Source organism: Streptomyces solincola, assembly GCF_002982015.1.
Lineage (GTDB): Bacteria > Actinomycetota > Actinomycetes > Streptomycetales > Streptomycetaceae > Streptomyces > Streptomyces solincola.
This window is the reverse complement of the sequence record NZ_PVLV01000488.1, coordinates 1-7,154: the sequence shown is the minus strand read 5'-3', so window position 1 is coordinate 7,154 and position 7,154 is coordinate 1. Positions and strand designations below refer to the sequence as shown.

Sequence of the window (7,154 nt, the reverse complement as noted above, 5' to 3'; positions counted from 1 at the left end):
TCCTCCAGGAGCCCAGCCATGCCCCGCACCCCGCGCGACTCCGACCCCGAACTCGCCCACCGGCTCAGCAGGCGCGGCATGCTCGGCGTCGCCGCCGGCACCACCGCGGCCGCCCTGCTCTCCGCCGCCGCCACCCCCGCCGCCGCGCAGGGGCGGGGCCACGGCCGCCCCGTGCTGCCGCCCGGCCGGCTCGGCGTACAGCTCTACTCCCTGCGCGACAAGGTCTCCACCCTCGGCTTCGCCGCCGTCTTCCGGGAACTGGCGCTCCACGGCTACGACGAGGTCGAGTACGCCGGCTACACCCAGGGCTCGGCCGGCCCCCTCACCCTCGCGCAGCTCCGCCGGCTCACCCGGGACCACGGGCTGCGCGCCATTGGCAGCCACGTCAACTACCACGACGACGCCGACCCGGCCGCGTACAGCTTCGCGCAGAATCTCACCAAGGTCCTGGACGACGCCGAAGCCCTCGGCCTGAAGCACATCGGCACCGCCTCCGGGCCCTGGCGCTACGGCGCCACCGTGGACGGCTGGAAGCGCTGCGCCGAGGACTTCAACCGCTACGGCGCCGAGGCGCGCAAGCGCGGCATGAAGTTCTACCAGCACAACCACGCCGAGGAGTTCTCCTTCGCCACCGACCGCCCGGACGTCCGCCTCTACGACGTGCTGCTCGCCGAGACCGACCCGGACCTGGTCTTCCTGGAGATGGACGTCTACTGGGCGTACGCCGGGGCCTTCCGCTTCGGCCGGCGCCCGGACGGCGTGCCCGCCCCGTTCGAACCGCTGGACTACGTGCTGCGCCACCCCGACCGCTACCCGCTGTTCCACGTCAAGGACGGCGAGAAGGACGTCGCCGCCCGGGACGGCTACCGGATGGTCGACGTGGGTGACGGGGACATCGACTACCGGCGGTTCATGACCGCGGTGGGCCGCACCCGCGGCGGCCGCCGCGACCACCACTGGCAGGCCGAGCACGACAACCCGGTCGACTCCTTCGCCTTCGCCCGCAAGTCCAGCGCCCACCTGCACTCCCTGCGCGAACGCGGCGGCCGCTGACCCCGCTCCTCACGTCCCCGGCCGGCCGTCCTGCGACCGCAGGGCGCCCAGCACCCGGCGGAAGGCCCCGGTCCCGCGAGGCGGTGCGGCGGGCGGTGCGCACGGTGCTGGACCGCCTGCGCGGCTGAGCCGCCGGCCCGTACGGACACGTGGGGTAGGGGGCCGCTGACCCTGTGCGGACGGGGGCGGCGCGCCGGTCTGACCATCGGATATGCGGGTGAGGAGGGGCCCGCGGCCCTGGTAGAGTGGTCGTTGTCGCCGCGGGGAAGCCCGTGCGGCGCACACCCTGTCCGGGTGGCGGAATGGCAGACGCGCTAGCTTGAGGTGCTAGTGCCCTTTATCGGGCGTGGGGGTTCAAGTCCCCCCTCGGACACAGCGGAAGAACGACGACAGGCCCCGTATCGCACGGGGCCTGTCGGCGTTTCGTCGTGGCGACGAGGAGTTACCAGGTGGCCTCGACGGCGCCGCCCTGGTTCCAGCCGCCCGCGGCGATCTCGGAGCCGCCGGCGGACTCCAGGGTGGCGAACTTGCCCTTGTTCCACTCGACGGCGCCGAAGCTGCCGTGGTCCCGGTCGTCGTCGTTCGCGGCGGCGGGGACGGTACCGAGCGCCGTGGCGGCGGCGACGAGCGCGGCGCAGGCGAGGGCCTTCCTCAGCATGGTGATCCTCCGTGGACGCACCGCCCGGTCCGTCCGGGCGGGGTTCGGAGTGAGAAGTTCCCGGGACGGCGGGAGCGGCGCGCGTGTCGCGGCCGAACCCACCCTTTCGAGCGGGGCCGGACAGCGCAGCGCGCCCTCGTACGGGCGCTCCGTCAGGTCATCTGGCGGCGTACGAGGTCGTGCAGCTCGCCGGCCGGGTCGGCCAGCAGGGCGGCGGGCGGGCCCTGCTCGACGACGCGGCCGCCGGAGAGCACCAGCACCCGGTCGGCGTCCATGACGGTGGACAGCCGGTGCGCGATGACCAGCCTGGTCGCCGCCAGCTCGCGGGTGGCGTCGATCACCGTGCGCTGGGCGGCGTTGTCCAGGGCGCTGGTGGCCTCGTCCAGGAGCAGGACGCGGGGGCGGCGGATCAGGGCCTGGGCGATCATCAGCCGCTGCCGCTGCCCGCCGGAGACCCCGGCGCCGCCCGCGACCATGGTGTGCAGGCCCATCGGCATCCGGCGGATGTCGTCCGCGAGGCCCGCCAGCTCGGCCGCCGCCCACACCTCCTCCTGGGTGTACGGCTCAGCGCCGGTGATGCACTCCAGCACCGAGCCGCCGGTCGGCACCGCGTCCTGGAGCACCACCCCGCACTGGCGGCGCAGCGCGGCCCGGTCGAGCGCGGCCAGGTCCTGCCCGTCGTAGCGGACGCTGCCGGAGGCCGGGCGCTCGAAGCCGATCAGCAGGCGCAGCAGGGTGGACTTGCCGCAGCCGCTGGGGCCGACGACGGCCACGAACTCGCCGGGGCGGACGGCGAAGGAGACGTCGTCCAGCACGAGCGGAGCGTCGTCGGCGTACCGGAAGGAGACGTTCCGGACCTCCAGGGCGCCGGTCAGCTCGCCCGGGTCGGCGGAGCCGGCCGGCGCCTCGGGCTCCTCGTCCAGCACCGGCCGCACCTGTTCGAACAGCGGCAGGGCGGCCACCGCGGACACCAGGGCCCCGGTGAGCTGGGTGACCGAGGCCAGCAGCATCGTCACCGAGGTGCTGAAGGTCAGGAAGTCCCCGGCCGGCATCGAGCCGTACGCGGGACCGGCCAGCAGCATGAACACGATGAGCGAGCAGAGGGGGAGGTAGACGGCGTCCAGGACGGCGGCGAGGCCGCGTACCGCGCCGGCCCGCCGCTGGAGCTCCCGGGAGCGGGCGAAGCCCTCGGCCCAGGCCGCGTAGGCGAAGCTCTCCGCCGCCGCCACCCGCAGCTTCGGCAGCCCGCGCAGCGTCTGGTACGCCTGGTTGCTCAGCTTGTCGGTCAGCTTCACCAGCTGACGCTGCCAGCGCACCTGCCACAGCCCCAGGGCCAGGAAGACCACCGCGACCACGGTCAGCACGGCGAGCGCCGCCAGCGCCAGCGGCACGCTGTAGCAGAACAGCAGCACCACGTTGGTCGCGCCGACCACCGTGCCCTGCACCACCACCGGCCCCACCCCGGTCAGCACCCGGCGGATCGCGCTGACGCCCATCGCCGCGCTCGCCAGCTCGCCCGTGGAGCGACCGGCGAAGAAGCGCGCCGGCAGCCTCAGCAGCCGGTCCCAGACGGCCGGTTGCAGCGCGCTCTCCACCCGGCCCTCCAGCCGCAGCACGGTGAGGTTCTGCGTCAGCAGGAACGCCGCCGACACCACGCTCGCCGCCATGACCGCGACCGCCGCCTGGGTGATCAGACCGGTGCGCGCCTCCGGCACGTACGCGCCGAGCACCCGGCCGGTGGCGATCGGGGCCAGCGCGCCCAGCAGCACGGTGGCCAGGCAGGCCACCGCCAGGGTCCGCAGGTCGCCGCCCGCGCCCCGCAGCGAGAACCGCAGCAGCCGACCCGGCGTGAGCGGCTCCGGCGGCAGCGGCCGGTAGAACATCGTGCCGCGCGGCTCCAGTTCGGCGGCCTTCTCCGGGCCGAGCCGCAGCCGCAGCCCCGACACCGGGTTCACCGCCTCGTACCGCCCGCGCCGCCACAGCAGCGCCACCGGGGCCCCGGACCTCGCCCAGCACCCCACCAGCGGACCGACGTCGGTGCGCCACCAGTCGCCGGTGAGCCGGACCGTCCGGGTCCGCACCCGCGCGGCCCGCGCGAACCGCTCCACCGGGTCCGGCCGGGACCCGCCGCCGGCCCCGCCGTCGGCGGGCGGTGTGATGCCGGCGGCCCGGGCCACCCGCCGGCACACCGCCGCGGCGGCCTCGCCGTCGCCGGCGCCGGCCTGGCCCCTCGTACGCCTGGCGGACCGGGGCCCGAGCGCGGCCAGCAGGGTCCGGTCGGCCCGTGCCCGCTCGGCCTCGCCCGCCTCGATCCCCGCCGCCGTGCGGTCCTCGTGGGCCCGCTCCAGCCGTTCGATCCAGCGGTCCACCGCCGACAGCAGCCGGTACTGCTGGTCGACCAGCCGCTGCCACAGGCCGCCGTCCACCAGCAGCTCGGCACAGCCCCGCGCGTCGTACGCCCCGTAGTGGACGCTGCCCGGCGGCACCGGCATCCACAGCATGTCGTCGGCGGAGGAGGCCGGGGGGCCGTCGGCCGCCGTGCGGCCGTCCAGCGGGGCCTGGAGCAGGACGCCGAGGGCGCGGGCGGCCCCGAGCGCGAACGCCTCCTCCAGCGGGGAGGCGCCCTGGGCCGCGTACCCCTGCCCGTACGGGTCGGCGTACCCCTGCCCGTACGGGTGGGGGGACAGCTCGCGCAGCGGGATACGGCGCAGCGCGCAGGCGCGCACCGGCCGGCCGACCAGGGTGTGCCGGGCGCCGTCGACCGGGCCCAGCAGCAGCGCGCCCGCCTCCAGCCGGCCCAGGAAGTGCCAGGGCCCGTCCGCCGCGGCGTCCACCGCGAACAGGTCCAGCGCTCCCTCGGTCACCAGCCACAGCACCTGCGGCCCCTCCAGCGCCACCGTCCCCGGCCCGGCGGCGGCCACCGGCGCCCCGACCTGCCCCAGGGCGTACGACACCGGATCGCCGACGGACCGGGCGCGGCCGTCGGCAGGGTCGCCGCCGGGCCAGGTGGTGGCGTCGGCAGGGTCGCCGCCGGGCCAGGCAGGGGCGTCGGGGGGCTGCGGCCAGGTCTCCACGTCAGCTCTCCCGGACCAGGGCGGCGTAGGGGCCGCCGGCGGCGAGCAGGTCCTCGTGGCGGCCGCGCTCGACCACAGTGCCCTGCTCCAGCACCACGATCTCGTCGCTGTCGCGGACCGTGGAGAGCCGGTGCGCGATGACCACGCAGGCGCAGCCGCGTCGGCGCAGGTTGTCCATCACCGCCTGTTCGGTCCGCGCGTCCAGGGCGCTGGTCACCTCGTCCAGCACCAGCACGCTGGGGCGGCGCACCAGCGCGCGGGCGATCTCCAGCCGCTGGCGCTGCCCGCCGGAGAAGTTGCGGCCGTCCTGCTCCACCCGCGCCCGGATGCCGCCGGGCCGCCGCGCCACCACGTTGTACACCTCGGCGTCCCGCAGCGCGTCGGCCACCGCCTCGTCGGGGACGGACGGGTCCCACAGCGCCACGTTGTCGCGCACGGTGCCCTCGAACAGGAAGACGTCCTGGTCGACGAAGGACACCGAGGCGGCCAGCGCGCCGCGCGGGATGTCCGCGAGCGGGCGGCCGTCGATCCGCACGCTGCCCTCCCAGGGCGGGTAGAGCCCGGCGAGCAGCCTGGACACGGTCGACTTGCCGCTGCCCGAGCCGCCCACCAGCGCCACCTGCCGGCCCGGGCCGACGGTCAGCGAGAACCCGGTGAGCAGCGGCGGGTCCAGCGGGCTGTAGCCGAAGGAGACACCCGCCAGCTCCACCGCGCCGCGCAGCCTGCGGACCGGGTCGCCGGCCGGGGAGCGCAGGTACAGCCCGTCGGCCGGGAAGCTCTCCACGTCCTTGAGCCGGGCCACGTCGGCGGCCAGGTCCTGCACCCGGCCGGCCACCCCGCCCAGCCGGGCGATCGGCGCGGTGAACCGGGTGACCAGCGCCTGGAAGGCGACCAGCAGACCGACGGACAACTGCCCCTCGACCGCCCGCAGTCCGCCGATCCACAGGATCAGGCCGCTGTTGAGCGCGGCGAGTGTGGGGGCGACCACGGCCAGCGCGGCGCTCGGCACGCCCAGCCGCCGGCGCACCTCCATCGTCGCCGCGTGCTGCCCGGCCCAGCGGCGGAAGTAACCGTCCTCGCCGCCAGTCGCCTTCAGCGTCTCGATCGACTGGAGGCCGGAGTACGCGGTGTCGGCCAGCTTCGCGCTGTCGGCGCGCAGCTTCTGCGTGGGGGTGGCGCGCAGCCTCACCACGATCCGCAGCGCCACCACGTTCAGCAGCGCCACGCCCACGCCGAGCAGGGTGAGCTGGGGGTCGTAGCTCCACAGCAGCAGGGCGTAGAGCAGCACGACAACGCCGTCCACCCCGGCCGCGGCCAGGTCGCGGGCCAGCGTCTCGGCGACCGTGTCGTTGGACTGGAGGCGCTGTACCAGGTCGGCCGGGCCGCGCTGGGCGAAGAACGACACCGGCAGCCGCAGCAGATGCCGCAGGAAGCGGGCACCGCCCAGGGTGGAGGAGATCAGCCGCCCGTGCAGCAGGTTGTTCTGCTGAAGCCAGGTCAGCGCGGCGGTGAGCACCACCGCCGCGCCCATCCCGGTGAACAGCACCGGCAGCACGGCGTCCTGCCCGCCGATCAGGAACAGGTCGATGTAGGTGCGGCTGAGCGCCGGCACCGCGGCGCCCACCGCCACCAGCAGCAGACTGGCGAGCAGCGCGGCCAGCAGGGTGCCGGTGGTGCCGCGCAGCCGCGCCGGCAGCGCGCCCAGCACGCCCGGCGGCCGGCCGCCGCGCCGGAACTCAGCGGTCGGTTCGAAGACCAGCGCCACTCCGGTGAACGCCGCGTCGAACTCCTCGTCGGAGACCAGCCGGCGGCCCCGCCCGGGGTCGTTGACGTACACGCCGCGGCGGCCGAGGCGGCGGCCCGGCCCGTCGTAGACGACGTAGTGGTTGAACTCCCAGAACAGGATGGCCGGCGCGGGCGTCCCGGCCAGCGCGGACGGCTCCATCTGCATGCCGCGGGCACGCAGCCCGTGGCCGCGGGCCGCCTTCAGCAGGTTGCCGGCCCGCGAACCGTCCCGGGAGACCCCGCAGGCGATCCGCAGCTCCTCCAACGGCACATGCCGCCCGTAGTGGGCGAGCACCATGGCGAGGCAGGCCGCGCCGCACTCCACGGCCTCCATCTGGAGGATCGTCGGCGTGCGGACGGTACGGGAGGAGCGCCGGGCGGGCGTGAGCCCCCGGCCCGAGGGCTTGGGGGCCCGGCGGCGGCCGTCGGCGGAGGCGACCCCGCGGGCGGCGCGCCGTGACGAGGGGGCGCGGCGCGCGGCGTCGCCTCCCTCGTCGGCGGCACGAGAGCGGATACGGGTACGGGTGCGCGTACGGGGGGTGGGCGCAGGGGTGCGGGGCGCGGTCACGGCAGGAGCCAGTCGA

4 protein-coding genes and 1 tRNA gene are annotated in these 7,154 nt (G+C 75.9%); 2 read left to right on the top strand and 3 right to left on the bottom strand.

All coding sequences use genetic code 11. The annotated features are described in order from the left end of the window. The first annotated feature begins 18 nt into the window (after positions 1-18). Together C6N75_RS25185 and C6N75_RS25180 are read left to right on the top strand one after the other, a co-directional pair. Complete coding sequence (locus C6N75_RS25185) at positions 19-1,053, top strand: sugar phosphate isomerase/epimerase family protein (protein ID WP_105871175.1); 1,035 nt, start codon at positions 19-21, stop codon at positions 1,051-1,053. 288 nt (positions 1,054-1,341) lie between these two features. Continuing rightward, positions 1,342-1,426 (top strand) — tRNA-Leu (locus C6N75_RS25180). A 69-nt stretch (positions 1,427-1,495) separates the two neighbouring features. Here C6N75_RS25180 and C6N75_RS25175 read toward each other — a convergent pair. The 3 genes from C6N75_RS25175 to C6N75_RS25165 all read right to left on the bottom strand — a co-directional run bounded on the left by C6N75_RS25175 (position 1,496) and on the right by C6N75_RS25165 (position 7,150). After that, complete coding sequence (locus tag C6N75_RS25175; protein WP_105871174.1) at positions 1,496-1,711, bottom strand: hypothetical protein; 216 nt, start codon at positions 1,709-1,711, stop codon at positions 1,496-1,498. Between the two features lie 152 nt (positions 1,712-1,863). Further along, on the bottom strand, positions 1,864-4,665 hold the full coding sequence (locus C6N75_RS25170; RefSeq protein WP_105871177.1) for an NHLP bacteriocin export ABC transporter permease/ATPase subunit: 2,802 nt from the start codon (positions 4,663-4,665) through the stop codon (positions 1,864-1,866). 121 nt (positions 4,666-4,786) lie between these two features. Next, a complete protein-coding gene (locus tag C6N75_RS25165; protein ID WP_258177604.1) occupies positions 4,787-7,150 on the bottom strand; it encodes an NHLP family bacteriocin export ABC transporter peptidase/permease/ATPase subunit in 2,364 nt (787 codons plus the stop codon). Positions 7,151-7,154 lie beyond the last annotated feature (4 nt).